Source organism: Crenobacter luteus, assembly GCF_004345725.1.
Classification (GTDB): domain Bacteria; phylum Pseudomonadota; class Gammaproteobacteria; order Burkholderiales; family Chromobacteriaceae; genus Crenobacter; species Crenobacter luteus.
The window spans coordinates 1-19,413 of sequence record NZ_SLXG01000031.1 but is presented as its reverse complement, the minus strand read 5'-3'; the positions used below and the strand labels follow the sequence as shown (position 1 = coordinate 19,413).

The window sequence follows — 19,413 nt, the reverse complement described above, 5'->3', positions numbered from 1 at the left end:
CAGGCTTCCGCATGAGGGAACAAGCGGAGCAGGAGCAGAAATTTTTAACCGACTTTACCAAGTAGGTCTTGGCCCTAATCCTGGGGGCAGGTCAGTTCCTGTACACGCCGAAGGCACAGGAGATCGCCGCACGGCACTACTACCGTCCGCGCGATCCGAACGTGGCCGCCCGCTACGCGGCGCAGTTCCCGAAGGTGAAGCTGTTCACCATCAAGCAGCTGTTCGGCAGCTGGCGTGTCGCGCAGACCAGGCATTTCAGCGACGGCGGCGTGTTCGACCAGATTCAGGCCGAGATCGGCCGCAAGTGAGGGCAGGCGGCTCAGAAGCCGGCGGCGGCGCCGTCCGGGTTGCGCGGGTCGGACGCGCCGTACAGCCCGTCGGGGCCGAACTGTATCGTCTGCGTGCGGCCCATCGTCGGCCTGACGACGACGGTGTGGCCGCGCTGGCGCAGCAGCGCCAGCGTGTCGGCGCTCAGGCCCTTCTCGACGCGCAGCTCGTCGGGCAGCCACTGGTGGTGCACGCGCGGCGTCGCCGCCGATTCGGCCGGGTTCATGCCGAAGTCGATCGCGTTGATCACCGTCTGCAGCGTGGTGGTGATGATGCGCGCGCCGCCCGGGCTGCCGGTCACCAGCCACGGCCGGCCGTCCTTGAGCACCAGCGTCGGCGACATCGACGACAGCGGCCGCTTGCCCGGCGCAATGGCGTTGGCTTCGCCGCCGATCAGGCCGAAGGCGTTCGGCACGCCCGGCTTGGCCGAGAAGTCGTCCATCTCGTTGTTCAGCAGGATGCCGGTGCCGGCGGCGACGATGCCGCTGCCGAAGTTCAGGTTCAGCGTGTAGGTGACGGCGACGGCATTGCCGCGCGTGTCGACGATGGAGTAGTGCGTGGTCTGCGGGCTCTCGAAGTCCTGCGGCCGTCCGGGGCGGATCGCCGCGGCCGGCGTCGGCCGCGCCGGGTCGATGCGGCGCGCGAGCGCGTCGGCGTAGGCGCGCGAGGTCAGCCCGGCGACCGGCACGCGCGTGAAGTCGGGGTCGCCCAGGTACTCGGCGCGGTCGGCGTAGGCCAGTTTCATCGCCTCGGCCAGGTAGTGCACCGTCTGCGCGCTGTTGGCGCCCAGCTGCGCGAGCGGGTAGCGCTCGACGAGCTTGAGCAGTTGCACGATGTGGGTGCCGCCCGAACTCGGCGGCGGCATCGACTGCACGCGGTAGCCGCGGTACTCGCCCTCGACCGGCCGCCGTTCGACGACGCGGTAGGCGCGCAGATCGGCCGTGCCGATCAGGCCGCCGTGGCGCGCCATCTCGGCGACGATGGCGTCGGCGATCGCGCCGCGGTAGAAGGCGGCTTCGCCGTCGCGCGCGATCAGCCGCAGCGAGCGCGCCAGGTCCCGCTGCACCAGCGTCTCGCCGGCGCGCAGCGGCCGGCCGTCGCGGAAGAACACCGCGCGGCTGCTCGGCCAACGTCCGAGCCGCTCGCGCTCGACCTCGAGCATCCGCGCCAGCGTCGGGCTGACGGCGAAGCCCCGCTCGGCCAGCCGGATCGCCGGCGCGGCCAGCGTCGCCAGCGGCAGCGTGCCCCAGCGCCGGTGCGCGTGCGCGAGGCCGGCGACGGTGCCGGGTACGCCGACGGCGAGGTGGGTATCGAGCGAGCGGCCGGGCACGACCTGGCCGGCCTCGTCGAGGTACATGTCGCGCGAGGCGCGCGCGGGCGCCGTCTCGCGGAAGTCCAGCGCGACGGTGTCGCGCCGCGCCGCGTCGTGAAAGAGCAGGAAGCCGCCGCCGCCGAGGTTGCCGGCGTTGGGCAGCACCACCGCGAGCGCGAGGCCGACCGCCACCGCCGCGTCGACGGCGTTGCCGCCCTGGCGCATCACGTCGACGCCGACGCGCGTCGCCAGCGCGTGCTCGCTGGCGACCATCGCGCGCGCCGCGAACACCGGGTGGAAGATGTCCTGGGCGTAATCGTAGCGCGCCTGCGGCGAGGCGGCCGGCGGCGCGTCGGCGTACGCGCCGGACAGGGCGAGGCCGAGGCAGAGCGCGGCGAGCGCGCGGGCGGGGCGGGGCATGGCGGACTCCTGGCAGGCGACGGTCTTCCATTATGGCGAAGGAATTTCGGCTTTTTGCGCGCGCGACGGTGAAAGCCGACGCCGACAGGCACTAGAATGAACGCCCCCGACCCCGACACGGTGCCCGACGTGAGCGAAACCGCCGCCCCCCGCTACCAGCAGATCAAGGACTCCATCCTCGACGGCATCCGCGACGGCCGCTTTCCGCCCGGCAGCCGCATCCCGTCCGAGCTCGAGCTGGCCGCGCGCTTCGGCGTGTCGCGCATGACGGTGAACAAGGCGATCCGCGACCTCGCCGAGGCCGGCCTCGTCAACCGCATCGCCGGCAGCGGCACCTTCGTCGCCGAGGCCAAGGCGGTGTCGCCCTTGCTCGACATCAACAACATCGCCGAGGAGATCCGCGCGCGCGGCCACGTCCACAGCGCCGACGTGCTCGAGATCGGCCGCGTGCCGGCCAGCGACACCGTCGCGGTGCCGCTGGGCGTGCGGCTGGGCGACGCGGTCGCGCACACGCTGATCGTGCACCGCGAGAACGGCGTGCCGATCCAGCTCGAGGACCGCTACGTGAATCTGGCGTGGGCGCCCGACTACCTCGCGCAGGACTTCACCCGCATCACCCCCAACCAGTACCTGATGGACGTCTGCCCGCTGACCGACATCGAGCACACCGTCGAGGCGGTGCTGCCCGGCGCCGCCGAGCAGGCGGCGCTCGGCGTCGGCGCGGTCGAGCCGTGCATCCTCGTCCACCGCCGCACCTGGTCCGGCCCGCACCTGGTCAGCTTCGCGCGGCTGTGGCACCCGGGCAGCCGCTACAAGCTGCGCTCGCAGACCCACGTGCGCTAAAGGCCTCGGCCAACCCTTCCCGAAACCTGCCAGCGATCTTTGCACGGCGGCGGCCGCGGTCCGCGCCGCTTTTTCGCCGTTCCCGCCCGCCCCGTTTTGGCCGCCGCCAGCCGCCGGCTGGCCTCGCTGTCGCGTGACCGCAACAAATGTATATACATTTTGGCGACGTGTGAAACGGTGCGCCGGCAGCGCCGCCCGCCTTTGTTTGCAAGGATTCGCGCCGTTTGGTTAGAGGGATAAGGGTTTGTTACGTCGCGACGGCGTGAACGGAAGCTTGACGCACGCCGTCGATCTGCTTAAATGTATATACAGATTGAGGACGACGACGATGAACCCGAACCCCGACACCGAACGCAGCCTGTGGCGCAACGCGCGCCTCGCCACCCTCGACCCGACGGTCGCCGCGCCCTACGGCGCGCTCGACGGCCACGCGCTGGTGGTCGAGGCCGGCCGCATCGCCGCCGTCGTGCCCGAGTCCGCCGTCGGCGCCTTCGACGGCGCGGTGGTCGACCTGGCCGGCCGCTGGGTCACGCCAGGCTTCGTCGACTGCCACACCCACCTGGTGTACGGCGGCAGCCGCGCGGCCGAGTGGGAGATGCGCCAGCAGGGCGCGAGCTACCAGGACGTCGCCGCGGCCGGCGGCGGCATCGTCTCGACGGTGCGCGCGACCCGCCAGCTTTCCGAGCAGGGTCTGGTCGACGCCGCGCTGCCGCGCCTGAAGGCGCTGGTGAAGGAGGGCGTGACCTGCGTCGAGGTCAAGTCGGGCTACGGCCTTACGCTCGCCGACGAGATCAAGCAGTTGCGCGCCGCGCACCGGCTGTCGCACCTGCTGCCGGTCGAGGTCGCGACCACGCTCTTGGCCGCGCACGCGGTGCCGCCCGAGTACGCCGGCCGCGCCGACGACTACGTCGACCACGTGGTCGACGTCATCCTGCCGGCGGTGGCCGAGGCCGGCCTGGCCGAGGCGGTCGACGTGTTCTGCGAGAGCGTCGGCTTTTCGCCGGCGCAGACGCGCCGCGTGTTCGAGGCGGCGCAGGCGCGCGGCCTCGCGGTCAAGGGCCACGTCGAGCAGCTGTCGAACCTGTACGGCGCGGCGCTGGTCGCCGAGTTCGGCGGCCTGTCGGCCGACCACGTCGAATACCTCGACGACGCCGGCGTCGCCGCGCTGGCCGAGGCCGGCACCGTCGCGGTGCTGTTGCCCGGCGCCTTCTACTTCCTGCGCGAGACGCAGAAGCCGCCGGTTGCCGCGCTGCGCGAGGCCGGCGTGGCGATGGCGGTCGCGACCGACCTGAACCCCGGCACCAGCCCGTTCGCCAGCATCCGGCTGGCGATGAACCAGGCCTGCGTGCTGTTCGGGCTGACGCCCGAGGAGGCGCTCGCCGGCGTCACCCGGCACGCGGCGCGCGCGCTCGGCCGCGGCGACACGCACGGCCGGCTGGCCGCCGGCTGCGTCGCCGACTTCCTCGTCTGGGACGTCGACCATCCGGCCGAGCTTGCCTACGCGCTCGGCACCAACCCCTTGGCGCTGCGTGTGTTCCGCGGCGTCGCCCAACACATCGAGCACTGAGATGAACGAGATCGACATGAAGCTCTGGAGCGGCCGCGTCGACGCGGGCGAGGGCGAACTCGCCACCCGCTGGCACCAGCAGGTCCACCCCTGCTCGGCCGACGTCGCGCCCGGCGTCGCGCTGGTCGGCTTCGCCTGCGACGAGGGCGTGCGCCGCAACCAGGGCCGCGTCGGCGCGGTCGAGGCGCCGGCGGTATTGCGAAAGGCGCTCGCCAACCTCGCCTGGCACCAGGCGACGCCGGTCTACGACGCCGGCGACGTCGGCTGCCCCGACGCCGACCTCGACGCCGCGCAACAACGGCTCGGCCAACGTGTCGCCGCCTTGATCGGCGCCGGCCACAAGCCGCTGGTGCTCGGCGGCGGCCACGAGACCGCCTACGGCACCTACCTCGGCCTCGCCGCGGCCTATCCGGACAAGACCATCGGCATCGTGAACCTCGACGCCCACTTCGACCTGCGCGAGTCCGCCGAGGCGAGCTCGGGCACGCCGTTCAAGCAGATCGCCGACCTGTGCCAGGCGTACGGCCGGCCGTTCCGCTACCTGTGCTGGGGCGTCGCCGCGCCGTCGAACACCCGGGCGCTGTTCGCGCGCGCCGCGGCGCTCAAGGTGCAGTGGCAGCCCGACACCGCGCTGACCGAGGCGCAACTGCCGCAAAGGTTGGCCGAGCTCGACGCCTTCGTCGCATCGGTGGACCTCGTCTATCTGACCATCGACCTCGACGTGCTGCCGGCGGCGCAGATGCCGGCGGTCAGCGCGCCGGCCGCCTTCGGCGTGCCGATGGCCGTCGTCGAGGCCGTCGCGACGCGGCTGGCCGGCAGCGGCCGGCTCGCCGCCGCCGACCTCGTCGAGTTCAACCCCCGTTTCGACCAGGACAGCCACGGCGCTAAGTGCGCGGCCAGGCTTGCCTGGAGCATTGCCCGCCAGTGGCAGCCCTAAGCGTCTACCAAGGAGACCCCCCGATGTCCGATTCGCGTTTCGACCCGTCCCGCATCATCCGCGCGCCGCGCGGTGCCGAAAAAACCTGCAAGAGCTGGCTGACCGAAGCCGCCTACCGCATGATCCAGAACAACCTCGACCCCGAGGTGGCCGAGCACCCGCAAAGCCTGGTGGTGTACGGCGGCATCGGCCGCGCCGCGCGCAACTGGGAGTGCTACGACAAGATCCTGGAAGTGCTGCAGCGTCTGGAGGACGACGAGACCCTGTTGGTGCAGTCCGGCAAGCCGGTCGGCGTGTTCAAGACCCACGCGGACGCGCCGCGCGTGCTGATCGCCAACTCCAACCTGGTGCCGCACTGGGCCAACTGGGACCACTTCAACGAGCTCGATAAGAAGGGCCTGATGATGTACGGCCAGATGACCGCCGGCTCGTGGATCTACATCGGCTCGCAAGGCATCGTGCAGGGCACTTACGAAACCTTCTTCGCGGTCGCCAAGCAGCACTTCGACAACAATCCGAAGGGCCGCTGGATCCTGACCGGCGGTCTGGGCGGCATGGGCGGCGCCCAGCCCTTGGCCGCGACGATGGCCGGCTTCTCGATGATCGCCGTCGAGTGCGACGAGACCCGCATCGACTTCCGCCTCAAGACCCGCTACGTCGACCGCAAGGCCAAGACCCTGGACGAAGCGCTCGCCATCGTCGAAGACGCCAGGCAGAGCGGCAAGGCGGTGTCGGTCGGCCTGCTCGGCAACGCCGCCGACGTGTTCGCCGAGCTGGTGGCGCGCGGCATCACCCCGGACGTCGTCACCGACCAGACCTCCGCCCACGACCCGGTCAACGGCTACCTGCCGCAGGGCTGGACCATGGAGCAGTGGCGCGAAGCGCGCCAGAACGACCCGCAGTCCATCGTGCTGCCGGCCAAGCAGTCCATGGCCCGCCAGGTGCAGGCGATGCTGACGCTGCAGGAACGCGGCGCGGCGACGCTCGACTACGGCAACAACATCCGCCAGATGGCGCTGGAAATGGGCGTCGAGAACGCCTTCGACTTCCCGGGCTTCGTGCCGGCCTACGTTCGCCCGCTGTTCTGCGAGGGCACCGGCCCGTTCCGCTGGGTGGCGCTGTCGGGCGACCCGGAGGACATCTACAAGACCGACCAGAAGGTCAAGGAACTGATCCCCGACGATCCGCACCTGCACAACTGGCTCGACATGGCGAAGGAGCGCATCGCCTTCCAGGGCCTGCCGGCGCGCATCTGCTGGGTCGGCCTCAAGGACCGCGCCCGCCTCGGCCTCGCGTTCAACGAGATGGTGAAGAACGGCGAGCTGAAGGCGCCGATCGTGATCGGCCGCGACCACCTCGACTCCGGCTCGGTCGCCAGCCCGAACCGCGAAACCGAGGCGATGCTCGACGGCTCGGACGCCGTGTCCGACTGGCCGCTGCTGAACGCCTTGCTGAACACCGCCGGCGGCGCGACCTGGGTGTCGCTGCACCACGGCGGCGGCGTCGGCATGGGCTTCTCGCAGCACTCGGGCGTGGTGATCGTCTGCGACGGCAGCGACGAGGCGGCGAAACGCGTAGGCCGCGTGCTGCGCAACGACCCGGGCACCGGCGTGATGCGCCACGCCGACGCCGGCTACGACATCGCCAAGAACTGCGCCCGCGAGCAGGGCCTCGACCTGCCGATGCTGAAGTAAGCGCAAGGCTCGGCCAACCTTGGCCGAGCCCCGGCCCTACAATCACGGTGTGGCGCGACGCGCGCCCGCCGACCGAATCGCCGGCCGCGCCCACGAGGCGCGGCCAGACAAGGAGAGACCCAAGCATGAACACCGTGCTCACCCTCACCCCCGGCAAGCTGACGCTGGCCGACCTGCGCCTGATCGCGCGCGACGCCTCCGTGCAGCTGGCGCTCGACCCGGCCGCCCACGCCGCCATCGACGCCTCCGCCGCCACCGTCGCGCGCGTGCTGGCGGAAAACCGCACCGTCTACGGCATCAACACCGGCTTCGGCCTGTTGGCCAACACCAAGATCGCCGCCGACGAGCTGGAACTGCTGCAGCGCTCGATCGTGCTGTCGCACGCCGCCGGCATCGGCGAGCCGATGAAGGCCTCGACCGTGCGTCTGGTGATGGCGCTCAAGATCAACTCGCTGGCGCGCGGCTTCTCCGGCATCCGCCGCCTGGTGCTCGACGCGATGATCGCGCTGTTCAACCAGGGCATCTACCCGGTGATCCCGCAGAAGGGCTCGGTCGGCGCCTCGGGCGACCTGGCGCCGCTGTCGCATATGAGCGCGGTGCTGATCGGCGAGGGCGAAGCCTTCGTCGACGGCCGTCGCGTGCACGGCCGCGAGGCGATGCACGCCGCCGGCCTCGACCCGATCACGCTGGCGCCGAAGGAGGGCCTGGCGCTCTTGAACGGCACGCAGGCGTCGACCGCCTTCGCGCTCGAGGGCCTGTTCGCCGCCGAAGACCTGTTCGCCGCCGCCGCCGTCGCCGGCGCGATGTCGGTCGAAGCCGCGCAGGGCAGCCGCCGCCCGTTCGACGACCGCATCCACCAGGTGCGCGGCCACAAGGGACAGATCGACGCCGCCGCGCAATACCGCGCGCTGCTGGGCGCCGGATCCGAGATCGCCGCGTCGCACGCCAACTGCGGCAAGGTGCAGGACCCGTACAGCCTGCGCTGCCAGCCGCAGGTGATGGGCGCGTGCCTGACGCAGATCCGCCAGGCAGCCGAAGTGCTGCTGACCGAGGCCAACGCGGTGTCCGACAACCCGCTGGTGTTCGCCGACGACAACGACATCATCTCCGGCGGCAACTTCCACGCCGAGCCGGTCGCCTTCGCCGCCGACAATCTGGCGCTGGCGATCGCCGAGATCGGTTCGCTGTCCGAGCGCCGCATGGCGCTGTTGATCGACAGCAACCTGTCGAAGCTGCCGCCCTTCCTCGTCAACAACGGCGGCGTGAACTCCGGCTTTATGATCGCGCAGGTCACCTCGGCGGCGTTGGCGTCCGAGAACAAGTCGCTGGCGCACCCGGCGTCGGTCGACAGCCTGCCGACCTCGGCCAACCAGGAAGACCACGTGTCGATGGCGACCTTCGCCGGCCGCCGTCTCGCCGATATGGCCGACAACACCGCCGGCATCCTCGCGGTCGAGCTCCTGGCCGCCTGCCAGGGCGTCGACTTCCGCGCGCCGAACAAGGCCGCCGAGCCGCTGGAAGACGCCAAGGCGATGCTGCGCGCCGAAGTGCCGTTCTACGACAAGGACCGCTACTTCGCGCCGGACATCGAGAAGGCCGCCGCGCTGATTAAGCGCGCCGACTACAACCGCTTCGCCATCGACGGCCTGCTGCCGTCGCTGTAAGCGGATGGAGGCTCGGCCAACGTTGGCCGAGCGTCGCCCGAACAAAAACCCCGCCTGATCGGCGGGGTTTTTTCGTGTCGCGGCGGCGGTTGTGCCTCAGTCGAGCCGCTCGGCCTTTTCGGTCATCACCACGCGCTCGAGCACGCCACTATCTGTTTGTGCCATCGACCGCGCCACCCGCAGGGTATTCGCGCAGCTCAAACCGCACAAGAGCGCCGTGGCGGCACGCGCCTTCCTGTCCGCGCGGCAGAAGGTGGTTCCCTGCCACGTGCGCATCATCCTGACTGGCAGCGGCGGCGAGTTCACCGCCCACGTACGCCGATTCAGGTCCTGAAGACCTGGCGGAAACAGCGCCCGGATTTGTTCAAAAAACGCGTTTGCAATCGTCCGGGACGGGACATCTATGCGTTGGACTGACTAATGAAATGCCTTTAGAATTAGCGGGTTGATTATTGCTGACTGGATTTTTTATGTCCCCCAAATTTCCTGACGTTATTCAATTAATCGAAAGCGAAAAAAATAGACCTATCCATGAAATTAGTCAGGATGTTTGCGAAGAAAAAGGAATTAACCAAAGAACGTTTTTTGTCCAGATGGAGCGGAAAGATATTTTCCTCTTGTTATGCAAAGAGTGGGAGAAAAGACAGTTTAATATTGTTCATGTGCATGATGATAAAACACAATTTTTTGTTTTGTTGTGGCGGTTTTTGTATCGCAAGCCGTTTAGCGTGGTCAGGAGCTGGTATGCTCCAAAGAAAATAAAGCGTGGATTTTTTAGCAAGTGGCTATATTTTCAGAAGACGGATGTGAATGTATTCGAGAATGAAGAGGTGAGAAAGGAGGTTTGGGTTCCGAATCAATATAAGCTCGATTATTTTGATGTTTCCCAAGGTGAGTCTCTTGCGCGCTGTTATAAAATGCTCAGCGGTGATGTGCTAGATAGGCCTGGTTATGAGTACATTAAGTTGACATATGTTTCTCATTTTTATTGTAATCAAAGTTCTATTGATAGCGTATTGGGCCTGTTGAAGTCGTACGCCGGATTTTCAGAGGAATTAAGAAGGCAGATACAGTTTGTCATTGTGGACGATGGTTCACCGGTCGATTATGCCATTCCCGATCTTCCGCTTAATTTAATTTGGATAAAAATTAATGAAGATATTCGCTGGAACCAAGCTGGGGCGAGAAATGTCGGCGTGGTATATGCCAAGTCTGATAACGTGTTAATAACGGACATTGACCATTATTTCCCGGAATCTTCCCTGAAGGCTTTGGTTGGTAGAGGATCCTGTGGGAAGGTAATTTACAAACTGTGGCGAAAAGATGATCAGGGGCAGTATCAAAAACCGCACCCCAACATATTTTTCCTGTCTCGAGGACGCTTCTTTGAATGCCACGGCTATGACGAGCAGTTTGCCGGGCGCTATGGCGCGGAAGATGTCCGTTTTATAAAATACCATAAGGCAATGGGCACGTTGCCGCGACTTTTATCAAAAAAAATATGGTGCAGAGATCGGTCGGAGATCGATAGAAAAAAAAGCTATCACAGTTTGACGAGAGATCTTAGTGGTAATACCCCCGTGGATGCTCGAAAAACGCTTGAGCTGAAATATTATGGTAATGGCTTCGGGCATAGCCGTAGTTTTTTGAATTTTACCTGGAAGGTTCTATTGGATAAACGACTTGAAGGCCCCATGCAAACCCAATCAGTAAATATGCTGTGGAAATGGGGGATGGGTTTGCGACAGATTCTGCCACGCGGTTATCGCTGAGCCGCGCCTGCTGATCTGGCGGGAGCAGGCTTTGCCCAGTCCTGGACGATTGCAAATGCGTTTTTTAGAACAATTCCGGGCTCTGTTTGTGCCGGCTTCCAGGGCCTGAATCGGCGTGTGGTGCTGCAGGGTACTTCCAGAAACCAGCCGTTCCAGCCCGATCCGACCGGGTGCAGACCGAGACTGGTCTGCCCCGGGTTCGGTGGATGCTTACGTACGCGGCGCTTGACTCGAAAGACGGTGCCTCAGTCGAGCCGCTCGGCCTTTTCGGTCATCACCACGCGCTCGAGCACAACGCGGCGGTTCGGCGCGTCGGCCGGCGGGTTGGCGACCGGGATCACGCGCACCTTGAGCGTGTAGCCGACGCCCGGCTCGGGTGTGAAGCCCTCGATGCCGCCGTAGAAGTGCTGCCAGGCACCGTCGGCGCCCTTCACCTGCAGGCAGTCCATCTTGCCGGCGCCGGCGCTGCACGGGCGGGTGAACGGTGCGACGGTCAGGTATTCGCTGTGTTCGGCGACCGGCACGGCGGACGACGGCGCGCCGACGCGCGCGAAGGTGTAGCGGGTGTCGCCGGCGACGAGCGAGAGCGTGGTCGCGCGGTCGTCGGTCTCGACGCGCGGGCCGGCCTCGAGCAGCGCGAGGAAGGCCTGTTCGGTCCGCATCGCGGCCGGCGCGCACATCATGCGCGTGCCGGCGACCTGCGACTTGCCGTCCTGGCGCGTCCACACGAAGCGGTTGCAGCCGGAAAAGCCGCTGGCGCGGCCGTCGTCGAAGCGGATCGTCGGCGCGCGCTCGGCCTGCGGGCTGACCAGCCGCCACTCGGTGCCGGACAGATTCGGCGCGGCGAAGGCCGGCGCGGCGGCGAGCGTCGACAGGATGGCGAGGGCGGGAAGGTGGCGGGGCATGGTCGTCCTTTCTGGAAGCGTTGACGTTCATACGGCCGTATGAACGCGCGGAAGTTCCCGGCCCTGCCGACGGCTGGCGCGGGCAGGGCCGTTGGTTGGCGCGGCGGCGCGCGGGCTCAGTGCCAGAACAGGTCGGCGCCGAACTTGCCGATCAGCACCATCGACAGGATCAGGAACAGCACGCGGATCAGCTTCACGCCGCCGCGGATCGCCAGCCGCGCGCCGACCATGCCGCCGGCCATATTGCACGCTGCCATCGGCAGTGCGGCCCACCACAGGATGTGGCCGCTCGGGATGAAGAAGGCCAGCGAGGCGAGGTTGGTCGCCAGGTTCACCACCTTGGCCGACGCGCTCGCGTGCAGGAAGTCGAAGGCGAAGCAGCGGATGAACAGGAAGGCGAGGAAGCTGCCGGTGCCCGGGCCGAACAGGCCGTCGTAGAAGCCGATCGCGGCGCCTAAGGCCGCAGCCATCCAGCGCTCGCGCGCGGTGATTTCCTTTGGCTTGTGGAGATGGCCGAAGTCCTTCTTCATGAAGGTATAGCCGGCCATCGCGATCAAGAGCGCGAGGATGATCGGCTTGAGCACATCTTTCGGGATCAGGCTGACCGCGGTCGCGCCGACGAAGGCGAAGGCGAACGCGCAGACGGCCGCCGGCAGCACTAAGCTCCACGGCAGGCGCACGCGGCGCACGTACTGGCGGCTGGCGATCGCGGTGCCGCAGATCGACGAGAATTTGTTGGTGCCGAACACGGTGGCCGGCGCGGTGCTCTGCGGCAGCACGTTGAACAGGCCGGGGATCTGGATCAGGCCGCCGCCGCCGACGGCGGCGTCGATCAGACCGGAGACGAAGGCGATGACGCCGAGGAGGACGAGGGTCTCGGTCACGGGAGGCACTTTCACGAGGGAAAGTGACCCAGTTTACTATTTTCATGACGGCGGCGAAGCTGGGGGCGATCCCAATGTGATTGGCATTTTCGCCGCGCCGACGCGGCCGCCACGAAAAACGCCGCCCCGGAGGGCGGCGTTGCGCGGACAGGGTTGGCCGAGGCTCAGTGCTCGACCGCCTTGACCAGGCCTTCGACGACCTTCTTCGCGTCGCCGAACACCATCATGGTCTTGTCCATGTAGAACAGCTCGTTGTCGAGGCCGGCGTAGCCGACGCTCATCGAGCGCTTCACGACGATGGTGGTGCGCGCCTTGTACGCTTCGAGGATCGGCATGCCGTAGATCGGGCTGTTCTTGTCCTTCTGCGCGGCCGGGTTGACCACGTCGTTGGCGCCGATCACCAGCACCACGTCGGTGTTCGAGAAGTCGGAGTTGATCTCTTCCATCTCGAGCACCTGGTCGTACGGCACTTCGGCCTCGGCCAACAGCACGTTCATGTGGCCCGGCATGCGGCCGGCGACCGGGTGGATCGCGTAGCGCACGTTGACGCCCTTCTCGGTCAGGATGTCGGCGAATTCCTGCAGCGCGTGCTGCGCGCGCGACACGGCCAGACCGTAGCCCGGCACGATGATCACGTTGTCGGCGTTGCTCATCAGGAAGGCCGCATCTTCGGCCGAGCCCGACTTGTAACTCTTGGGGCCCGAAGCCGTGCTGTCGCCGGCGGCCGCCTCGGCGCCGAAGCCGCCCAGGAGCACCGACACGATCGAGCGGTTCATTGCCTTACACATGATGTAGGACAGGATCGCGCCCGACGCGCCGACGCAGGCGCCGGCGATGATCAGCACCGGGTTGTTCAGCGTGAAGCCGATGCCGGCGGCCGCCCAGCCCGAGTACGAGTTCAGCATCGACACCACCACCGGCATGTCGGCGCCGCCGATCGGGATGATCAGCGTCACGCCGAGCACCAGCGCGATCGCGCACATCATCAGGAAGGCGGCGTGGCTGTCGGTGAAGAAGTAGACGACGCCGAAGCCGACCATCGCGACCGCCAGCAGCAGGTTCAGCAGGTGCTGACCCGAGAAGGTGACCGCCTTGGCGCCGAACTTGCCCGACAGCTTGCCGAACGCTACCACCGACGCGGTGAAGGTGATCGCGCCGATGAAGGCGCCGATGAACAGCTCGACCTTCTGCACCGGGGTGTGCTCGACGCCGGTGTGGAATACCGCGGCGACGGCGATCAGCACCGCCGAGAGGCCGACCAGCGAGTGCATCGCGGCGACCAGTTCGGGCATGCCGGTCATCTCGACCGTCTTGGCCTTCCAGGTGCCGATCGCGCCGCCGGCGACGATCGCGCCGACGATCAGCGCGTACACCGGCTTGTCCATCACCGCGAAGGTGGTCAGCACGGCGATCAGCATGCCGACCATGCCGTAGGTGTTGCCGCGTCGCGCCGACACCGGCGACGACAGGCCCTTGAGCGACAGGATGAACAGCACCGCCGCGACAAGGTAGAGGATTGCGGAAACGTTCTGCATCGTGGCTCCTTATTTCTTCTTCTTGAACATCTCGAGCATGCGCTGGGTGACCAGGAAGCCGCCGAAGATGTTGATGCTGGCGAGGAAAATGCCGATCGCGCCGAGGACGGACGTCACCGACAGCGCCTGGCCGTCGATGTCGACCACCTGCAGCATCGCGCCGACCACGATGATGCCGGAGATGGCGTTGGTCACCGCCATCAGCGGCGTGTGCAGCGCCGGGGTCACGTTCCAGACCACGTGGTAGCCGACGAACACCGCCAGCACGAAGATGGTGAAGCTGATGATGAAGGGATCAGTCATGGGAGGTCTCCTCGGGTTCAGGCCTGGCTCGGCACCGCGCTTTGCGCCGCCACCGCCGGGGAAGGTTGGCCGAAGCGCACGGCGCCGGCGTGGGTCACCAGCGTCGCTTCGAGCAGCTCGTCTTCCAGGTTGATCGAGAAGCCTTCCTTGCTGAGCATCAGCGACAGGAAGGTCAACAGGTTCTTCGCGTACAGCGCCGAGGCGTCGCCGGCCATCATGCCCGGCAGGTTATAGCTGCCGACCACGGTGACGCGGTTGTCGGTGACGAACACCTCGCCCGGACGGGTCACCGCGCAGTTGCCGCCGGCTTCGGCCGCGAGGTCGACGATCACCGCGCCCGGCTTCATCGCGGCGACGACGTCGGCGGCGAGCAGCAGCGGCGCCTTCTTGCCCGGAATCAGCGCGGTGGTGATCACGATGTCGGCGGCACGCGCGTGCTTGGCGACCAGTTCGCCCTGGCGACGCTTGTAGTCGTCGGACATTTCCTTCGCGTACACGCCGTCGTTGGCGGCCTTTTCCTCGTCGGTCATCGGCACCTCGACGAACTTGGCGCCGAGCGATTCGACCTGCTCCTTGGTCGACGGACGCACGTCGAAGGCCTCGACCACGGCGCCGAGGCGCTTGGCGGTGGCGATCGCCTGCAGGCCGGCGACGCCGACGCCGAGGATCAGCACGCGCGCCGGCTTCACGGTGCCGGCGGCGGTCATCAGCATCGGCATGAAGCGCGGGTAGTAGTGGCCGGCCAACAGCACCGCCTTGTAGCCGGCGATGTTGTTCTGGCTCGAGAGCACGTCCATAGCCTGCGCGCGCGTGGTGCGCGGCAGCAGCTCCATCGCGAAGGCCGACAGCTTCTTGGCGGCCATCGCCGGGAAGGTCGCGTTCTGGTACGGCGCCAGTTGCGAGATCAGCACCGCGCCGTCCTTGAACTCGGCGATCTCTTCATCCAAAGGAGGACGGACCTTGAGCACGATGTCGGCGTTCGCGTAGACGGCCGCGCGGTTGTCGGCCAGGCTGGCGCCCGCGTCGGTAAAGGCCGCGTCGGGCAAGGCCGACGCGAGCCCCGCGCCTTTCTGCACGATGACCGAGTGTCCCATGGCGACGAGCTTCTTGACGGTTTCCGGCGTCGCCGCCACCCGCGTCTCGTTCGCCACGCACTCCGCCGGAATGGCAATGAGCATGGTTTTCCTCTCCAAGTTGTTGATTCATTAGATGTTATGGGCACGCCGGTCGGGCCGTGGCGACGGGCGCTGAATCGATATTTAAAGCAGAAATTGTTTATAGGCGCAATTAATTTTCAGAATTGCGACATGAAGAGAGTCGGGGCGCCGTCAGCGCATGACCAAGCCGTCGCCTTTGGCATGCTGGCCGCCAAACATGACGAAGGTATGTCGAAACGGCGCGGCGGCGCGCTCGCGGCGGTGGCGCCGGCCATGCGACAATCATGCTTTTGGCTTGGCGGTATCAAGACGATGATTCTGGTCACCGGGGGAGCCGGCTATATCGGCTCGCATACCTGCGTCGAGCTGCTCGACGCCGGGCACGACCTCGTCGTGCTCGACAATCTGTGCAACAGCAAGCGCGAGGTGCTGCGGCGCGTCGAGGGCATCGCGGGCAAAAAACCGGCCTTCGTCGAGGGCGACATCCGCGACGCCGCCGCGCTCGACGCCGTGTTCGCGCGTTTTGCCATCGACGCGGTCGTGCACTTCGCCGGTCTGAAGGCGGTCGGCGAGTCGGTCGAGCAGCCCTTGCGCTACTTCGACAACAACGTCGTCGGCAGCCTGAGGCTTGTCGAGGCGATGCAGCGGCACGGCGTGAAGACGCTGGTGTTCAGCTCGTCGGCGACCGTCTACGGCGACCCGCACGCGGTGCCGATCCGCGAGGACTTCCCGCTGTCGGCGACCAATCCCTACGGCCGCAGCAAGCTGATGGTCGAGGACATGTTGCGCGACTTGCATCGTGCCGACCCTGCGTGGCGGATCGCCATCCTGCGCTATTTCAACCCGGTCGGCGCGCACGACAGCGGCCTGATCGGCGAGGACCCGAACGGGATCCCGAACAACCTGCTGCCCTACGTCGCGCAGGTCGCGGCCGGCCGGCTGGCGAAATTGCGGGTGTTCGGCGACGACTACCCGACGCCGGACGGTACCGGCGTGCGCGACTACATCCACGTCGTCGACCTCGCGCGCGGCCATCTGAAAGCGCTCGAGGCGCTCGCGCGCGAGCCGGCCCTGCTGACGCTCAACCTCGGCACCGGCCGCGGCTATTCGGTGCTCGAGATGGTGGCGGCGTTCGCCGCCGCGAGCGGGCGGCCGATTCCCTACGAGATCGCGCCGCGCCGGCCGGGCGACATCGCCGCGTGCTGCGCCGACCCGAGCCTGGCCGAACGGCGGCTCGGCTGGCGGGCCGAAAAAGGACTTGACGACATGTGCGCCAGTGCATGGAAATGGCAGCAGTCGAAAACCGCTTAACCCGTTGAATATCAATTACGTATGACGTACGGAATGAAAAACGCACTCATCAAGAAAATTCACGACAAAACCGCCGTGATCGGCATCGTCGGTCTCGGCTACGTCGGCCTGCCGCTGATGCTGCGCTTTGCCGAGGTCGGCTACAAGGTGCTCGGCTTCGACATCGACCAGGACAAGGTCGACGCACTGATGGCCGGCCGCTCCTACATCGAGCACATCGGCGCCGACAGCATCGCCGAGGCGCGCGAGCGCGGCTTCGAGGCGACCTGCGACTTCAGTCGCGCGCCGGAGGCCGACACGCTGATCCTGTGCGTGCCGACGCCGCTGAACAAGTACCGCGAGCCGGACCTGTCCTTCGTGCTCGACACCATGGACAGCCTGGTGCCTTACCTGCGCGAGGGCCATCTGGTGTCGCTGGAGTCGACCACCTACCCGGGCACCACCGACGAGGAACTGTTGCCGCGCATCGAATCGCGCGGCTTCACCGTCGGCGACGACGCCTTCCTGGTCTACTCGCCGGAGCGCGAGGACCCGGGCAACCCGAATTTCACCACCCGCACCATCCCGAAGGTATGCGGCGGCTACACGCCGGCGTGCCAGGAAATCGGCGTGGCGCTCTACAGCGCGGTGATCGACCAGGTGGTGCCGGTGTCGTCGACGCGCGCCGCCGAGATGACCAAGCTGCTGGAGAACATCCACCGCGCGGTGAACATCGGTCTGGTCAACGAGATGAAGATCGTCGCCGACAAGATGGACATCGACATCCACGAGGTGATCCGCGCCGCCGCCACCAAACCGTTCGGCTTCGTGCCCTACTACCCGGGCCCGGGTCTGGGCGGGCACTGCATCCCGATCGACCCGTTCTACCTCACCTGGAAGGCGCGCGAGTACGGCGTCAACACCCGCTTCATCGAGCTCGCGGGCGAGGTGAACGCGTCGATGCCGGACTACGTGGTCGGCAAGGTGGCCGCCGCGCTGAACGCGCGCAAGAAGGCGATCAACGGCAGCAAGATCCTGGTGCTCGGCATCGCCTACAAGAAGAACGTCGACGACATGCGCGAGAGCCCGTCGGTGTTCCTGATGGAGAAGCTGCGCGATCTGGGCGCCGAGGTCGCGTACAGCGACCCGCACGTGCCGGTGTTCCCGAAGATGCGCGAGCACCACTTCGACTTGTCGAGCGTGGCGTTGACCGCCGACAGCATCGCAAGCTACGACTGCGTGCTGCTGGCGACCGACCACGACAAATTCGACTACGCGCAGATCCAGGCGCACGCGCAGCTGATCGTCGACAGCCGCGGCAAGTATCTCGAGCCGGCGGCCCACATCGTCAAGGCCTGATCCGCTCCCGCCGACGCGCCCCGGCCTGGTGGCCGGGTGTGCCGCTCTTGCACTGTACAGAGATCCTACCCATGCATCCCGTTTCGCAAGCGCCCATTCTCGACCGCAAGATCCGCTTCGCCTTGGTCGGCTGCGGCCGCATCGCCAACAACCACTTCGGCGCGCTCGAGCAGCACGCCGACCGCGCCGAGCTGGTCGACGTGTGCGACACCGACCCGGCCGCGCTGGCGGCGGCGGTGGCGCGCACCGGCGCGCGCGGCCACGCCAGCCTCGGCCAACTGCTCGAACACAGCGACGCCGACTGCGTGATCCTGACCACGCCGTCCGGCCTGCACCCGCGCCAGGCGATCGACGCGTTCGCCGCCGGCTTCCACGTGATGACCGAAAAGCCGATGGCGACGCGCTGGCAGGACGGCGTGAAGATGGTCGAAGCCGGCGACAAGGCCGGCCGCTTCGGCCGCCTCTACATGGTCAACGTCAACGTGTTCTGGACCCGCCCGCAGTCCTACTACGACGCGGCCGGCTGGCGCGGCACCTGGGAGTTCGACGGCGGCGCGTTCATGAACCAGGCCAGCCACTACGCCGACCTGCTCGACTGGCTGGTCGGCCCGGCCGAGAGCGTGCAGGCCTACACCGGCACCTTGGCGCGCAACATCGAGGTCGAGGACACCGGCGTGGTCAGCATCAAGTGGCGCTCGGGCGCGATGGGCAGCATGAACGTGACGATGCTGACCTACCCGAAGAACCTCGAGGGCTCGATCACCATCATCGGCGAGCAGGGCACGGTGCGCGTCGGCGGGGTGGCGGTGAACGAGATCCAGCACTGGGAGTTCGCCGAAGCGCACGAAATGGACGCGGGCATCCAGGACGCCAGCTACGCGACCACCAGCGTGTACGGCTTCGGCCACCCGCTGTACTACGACAACGTGATCCGCGTGTTCCGTGGCGAGGCGGAGCCGGAGACCGACGGCCGCGAGGGGCTGAAGTCGCTGGAGCTGCTGATCGCGACCTATCTGTCGGCGCGCGACGGCCGCCGCGTCAGCCTGCCGCTGGATTACTGAGCCGGCCGATTTGAAATAACCGGCCTCGGCCAACGTTGGCCGAGGCTTCAAGGAAGAAAAATACGATGAGCATCGCCTTCATGGACCTGAAAACCCAGTACCAGCACCTGAAACCCGCGATCGACGCGCGCCTCCACTCGGTGTTCGACCACGGGCAGTACATCATGGGCCCGGAAGTGGCCGAGCTGGAGGCTGCGCTTGCCGCCTACGTGTCCAGTCCCGGACGATTGCAAACGCGTTTTTTGAACAAATCTGGGCGCTGTTTCTGCCATTCCTTCATGGCCTGAGTCGGCGTCCGGTGCTGCAGGGCGAGCTGCGGCAGATGCTGGTTGTAGAGCAGGACATAACGCTCCAGTGTGGTTGAGAGATCCTGGCCCGATGCG

At 66.8% G+C, this 19,413-nt stretch carries 17 protein-coding genes and 1 pseudogene; 11 read left to right on the top strand and 7 right to left on the bottom strand.

Annotation, left to right across the window (positions count from 1 at the left end; genetic code table 11):
• The first annotated feature begins 68 nt into the window (after positions 1-68).
• Positions 69-308: a hypothetical protein gene (locus tag EV683_RS13375; RefSeq protein ID WP_207910468.1), complete on the top strand. Its 240-nt coding sequence runs from the start codon at positions 69-71 to the stop codon at positions 306-308.
• A gap of 11 nt (positions 309-319) precedes the next feature.
• On the opposite strand, the gene ggt is transcribed toward EV683_RS13375, so the two are convergent.
• Positions 320-2,059: a gamma-glutamyltransferase gene (ggt, locus tag EV683_RS13370; protein ID WP_131863127.1), complete on the bottom strand. Its 1,740-nt coding sequence runs from the start codon at positions 2,057-2,059 to the stop codon at positions 320-322.
• Positions 2,060-2,155: 96 nt separating this feature from the next.
• On the opposite strand from ggt, the gene hutC reads away from it, so the two are divergent.
• The 6 genes from hutC (at position 2,156) to EV683_RS13340 (ending at position 10,536) form a co-directional block, all read left to right on the top strand.
• Positions 2,156-2,902: a histidine utilization repressor gene (hutC, locus tag EV683_RS13365; RefSeq protein WP_066612242.1), complete on the top strand. Its 747-nt coding sequence runs from the start codon at positions 2,156-2,158 to the stop codon at positions 2,900-2,902.
• 328 nt (positions 2,903-3,230) lie between these two features.
• A complete protein-coding gene (gene hutI, locus EV683_RS13360) occupies positions 3,231-4,469 on the top strand; it encodes an imidazolonepropionase (RefSeq protein WP_131863126.1) in 1,239 nt (412 codons plus the stop codon).
• Position 4,470: 1 nt separating this feature from the next.
• Positions 4,471-5,406, top strand: a complete 936-nt coding sequence (hutG, locus tag EV683_RS13355) for a formimidoylglutamase (RefSeq protein ID WP_131863125.1) — start codon at positions 4,471-4,473, stop codon at positions 5,404-5,406.
• 23 nt (positions 5,407-5,429) lie between these two features.
• Entirely contained in the window at positions 5,430-7,100 is a 1,671-nt protein-coding gene (gene hutU, locus EV683_RS13350) for a urocanate hydratase (protein WP_131863124.1), read from the top strand.
• A 125-nt stretch (positions 7,101-7,225) separates the two neighbouring features.
• Positions 7,226-8,764, top strand: coding sequence for a histidine ammonia-lyase (gene hutH / locus EV683_RS13345; RefSeq protein WP_131863123.1), 1,539 nt, complete (start codon positions 7,226-7,228; stop codon positions 8,762-8,764).
• 470 nt (positions 8,765-9,234) lie between these two features.
• Positions 9,235-10,536, top strand: a complete 1,302-nt coding sequence (locus EV683_RS13340) for a glycosyltransferase family A protein (RefSeq protein WP_131863122.1) — start codon at positions 9,235-9,237, stop codon at positions 10,534-10,536.
• A gap of 245 nt (positions 10,537-10,781) precedes the next feature.
• On the opposite strand, the gene EV683_RS13335 is transcribed toward EV683_RS13340, so the two are convergent.
• The 5 genes from EV683_RS13335 to EV683_RS13315 form a co-directional block, all read right to left on the bottom strand.
• On the bottom strand, positions 10,782-11,441 hold the full coding sequence (locus tag EV683_RS13335; RefSeq protein ID WP_131863121.1) for an META and DUF4377 domain-containing protein: 660 nt from the start codon (positions 11,439-11,441) through the stop codon (positions 10,782-10,784).
• Positions 11,442-11,557: 116 nt separating this feature from the next.
• A complete protein-coding gene (locus tag EV683_RS13330; protein WP_131863120.1) occupies positions 11,558-12,325 on the bottom strand; it encodes a sulfite exporter TauE/SafE family protein in 768 nt (255 codons plus the stop codon).
• A 164-nt stretch (positions 12,326-12,489) separates the two neighbouring features.
• Entirely contained in the window at positions 12,490-13,860 is a 1,371-nt protein-coding gene (locus tag EV683_RS13325) for an NAD(P)(+) transhydrogenase (Re/Si-specific) subunit beta (RefSeq protein ID WP_131863119.1), read from the bottom strand.
• Positions 13,861-13,869: 9 nt separating this feature from the next.
• Positions 13,870-14,163 (bottom strand): proton-translocating transhydrogenase family protein, encoded by a 294-nt coding sequence (locus tag EV683_RS13320; protein WP_066612232.1) that lies wholly within the window; start codon positions 14,161-14,163, stop codon positions 13,870-13,872.
• Positions 14,164-14,180: 17 nt separating this feature from the next.
• Entirely contained in the window at positions 14,181-15,341 is a 1,161-nt protein-coding gene (locus tag EV683_RS13315) for a Re/Si-specific NAD(P)(+) transhydrogenase subunit alpha (protein ID WP_131863118.1), read from the bottom strand.
• Between the two features lie 291 nt (positions 15,342-15,632).
• On the opposite strand from EV683_RS13315, the gene galE reads away from it, so the two are divergent.
• The 4 genes from galE (at position 15,633) to EV683_RS14735 (ending at position 19,317) form a co-directional block, all read left to right on the top strand.
• Positions 15,633-16,631, top strand: a complete 999-nt coding sequence (gene galE, locus EV683_RS13310; protein ID WP_131863117.1) for a UDP-glucose 4-epimerase GalE — start codon at positions 15,633-15,635, stop codon at positions 16,629-16,631.
• A gap of 33 nt (positions 16,632-16,664) precedes the next feature.
• Positions 16,665-17,969: a nucleotide sugar dehydrogenase gene (locus tag EV683_RS13305; RefSeq protein ID WP_131863116.1), complete on the top strand. Its 1,305-nt coding sequence runs from the start codon at positions 16,665-16,667 to the stop codon at positions 17,967-17,969.
• 71 nt (positions 17,970-18,040) lie between these two features.
• Entirely contained in the window at positions 18,041-19,030 is a 990-nt protein-coding gene (locus tag EV683_RS13300; RefSeq protein WP_131863115.1) for a Gfo/Idh/MocA family protein, read from the top strand.
• Positions 19,031-19,095: 65 nt separating this feature from the next.
• Positions 19,096-19,317 (top strand): hypothetical protein, encoded by a 222-nt coding sequence (locus EV683_RS14735; protein WP_279432285.1) that lies wholly within the window; start codon positions 19,096-19,098, stop codon positions 19,315-19,317.
• Here EV683_RS14735 and EV683_RS14635 read toward each other — a convergent pair.
• Positions 19,236-19,413: pseudogene (locus EV683_RS14635) on the bottom strand (IS481 family transposase); the annotation flags it as partial. The gene EV683_RS14735 and the pseudogene EV683_RS14635 sit on opposite strands and share 82 nt — an antisense overlap.